Annotated in this window: 2 protein-coding genes; both read right to left on the bottom strand. The window is 35.2% G+C overall.

What is annotated here, in order from left to right; genetic code table 11:
* On the bottom strand, positions 1-1,557 hold a 1,557-nt coding region (locus ACIQ0Q_RS09445), incomplete at its 3' end, for a hypothetical protein (RefSeq protein ID WP_395772684.1).
* A gap of 5 nt (positions 1,558-1,562) precedes the next feature.
* Positions 1,563-2,537: hypothetical protein (locus ACIQ0Q_RS09440; protein ID WP_395772683.1), on the bottom strand; the 975-nt coding region annotated here is incomplete at its 5' end.

The raw sequence follows: 2,537 nt of genomic DNA, 5'->3' as shown, positions 1-2,537 counted from the left end.
TTTAATCTGCCATTTACCATCTTTAAACTCAATATCATTTGCTGTATACGGAGTTGTTCTATTAGTTTTAACAGCTGGTGCAGAGTTGGTTACTACAGGCGTAGTAGGAGAATAATTTCTTTTTAATCTTTCAAACTCATCAGTACCATTAAAACTTCTACCATTTTGAGCTTTAGGTATACCACCATACATAGCCATTGCCATACCTTGTTCAGGTGATGGTGGTAAAAACTGTGCAGGATCTAATCCTATCTTATCCATATAGGGCATAGCAATTTCTGGAACACCTTGAGGAAATCCTTTTTGTGATTCTTGTACTAATGCTAACTTACCTAAATTAGAAATATAATTATCAGCCATCATTACAGCTGTTTTCTTACGCAATGGATCACTCTCAGAATATAATCCTTCACGCAAATCTTTATTATTAAGATCAAACTTCTTAGAGATTTTAGCCGGAGTGTAGCCACCTTTCTTAGCAGCAAAACCAAAAGATTCTAAGATAGCTGGATCTTTAATCTTCATAGCTTTAGTATCTGAATAAATAAAACTATCTGGTGTAGCCTTTTCTCCAGACAATGGTGTACCACCTTCTGAGTGGCGCTTACCACCAATTTTAAAGAATTCAGGAATAGTGCTATTAGTACCTTTACGTATTAATGTCTCTCCTTTCTCTGCTTCTAATACAGCCATAGATCTAGGATCTGGTCCCAATGTTTGACCATACTGTTCTTCTGGTTCACCTTTAGTAGCACCATTAAACATGTTCATCATATAAGCTGAGTTACCGTATAATTGATTAACAGCTTTAGCATTTTGAGTACCACCATATTCAGCTTGTGGTAAACTTGTGATTCTTACTTTTCTTTTCATTTCTCCACCCATCTGGGCAATTTTATTATTGTCACCCTTTATATAATCAATAGGTCTAAAGTCAGGACCTATTCCAGGTGTATTAGTTAAATAATCTCCTCTATTATCTTGGTAATCTTCAGGTTTTACATTATATAAGTTATCAGATAAAAATTCATTTCTATAATTAGATGTTGCATTTCTATCTTGAATCTTTTTAGCACCAGAACTAAATATATCTGTACCAGCTAATAGCATTGGTCCTATGTAAGGATTAGTACCTTTTTGATCAACCTTTTTTGTTTTAAGATCACCAAATGGTTCAAGGCCCATTAACTTTCTAGTATCTTCAGGAATCTGATCTGTATAAGATTTTCTAATAGCTTCATTAGTACTTAGAATACCAGAATCTAATTTAGTATTTCTAGGATATAAACTTAAAGGATTATTCTTAGTAGGATATAAACTTGATGGAAATGATACCTCCTGATTAAACTCAGGCATTCCCACATTGAAAGATCCTGTGGTATTATTATTACCATAGTATACATCTGCAGGAATTGTAGAAGAATTACCAAAAGGCGGATAAGGATTATTCTTTTGCCAAGTAGCTAAATAATCAGGACGAAGCACATTAGGTGCTGGTAAATTATTAAATCCAAATTGAGCTTTTGGTAAACTCTTAACCCTTACTTTTCTTTTCATATCAATTAATCTAAATACTCAATACCATAACCCTGATCAATAAGATTTTGAATCTCATCATCATGTAATTCTAACATCTGTCCCTCTGTCATACCACCCATTTGTTTTTTCCAACCAGCAGCATTTTTAGCAAAGTTAGCTCTTTTTACTTGTGTTGAACTATAGTCTTCTTTATTTGCAAGTACTTTACTAGCAAAGTCTTGCACACTCATACCGGCTCTATTAGCTGAAGCAGTAAACTTTCCTTTATTAGCAGGATTAATATTTATACCACCATAAGCCATTTGAGGAGACTGTCCTTGTTGAGCTTGTTGAATAGCCTGCATTATTTGCTGAATAGCTTGTTGCTGTTCTTCTGGAGACATTGCTTGTAGCTGTGCCATAAGTTGTTCAGGATCCATTTGAGTCATCTGAGCATACATCTGTATAGCCTGCATAACTTGATCTTGTTCTTGACCACCTTGTTGATATACTTTACCACCACATTCATAGCATGGTTGACCACCTTTCATCATCTGGTACATAGCATCCATATCCATTTCTCCACCATACATGTCTGTATCACCACCATACATCTTTCTACTATTTCTATACAACTGACGAAGTTCTTTATTTGATGGTTGATCACTAGTACCACTGTTAACTCTAGGATCATTAGAATTTACATATATATCATACCCGCCTTGTTTTTGCTTATTTCTAATTTCATTACCAACAATAAAACCTACAGTACCTAATGCTGCACCAACAGTAGCCACTGTTTCATTACGCTTTTTCTTTTTAGCTGCAGCGGCTTCAGCAGCAGCTTTTTGCTCTTCTGTTAAAGCTGGTCCACCATCTTGCATAAATGGATAAGTCATACCACCATAAGCCATATTAGAAAGAATCTTAGCTTTTACATAATCAGGTAAAGCTTGAAATCCGGCATTATTAGGTTCACCACCTTCTGCCCAAGTACCAAAACGCTTGTGCCAGTACAA

Origin of the sequence: Arenimonas sp. (genome assembly GCF_044348765.1) — a bacterium.
Lineage (GTDB): Bacteria > Pseudomonadota > Gammaproteobacteria > Xanthomonadales > Xanthomonadaceae > Arenimonas.
This window is presented reverse-complemented; position numbering and strand designations above follow the sequence as displayed.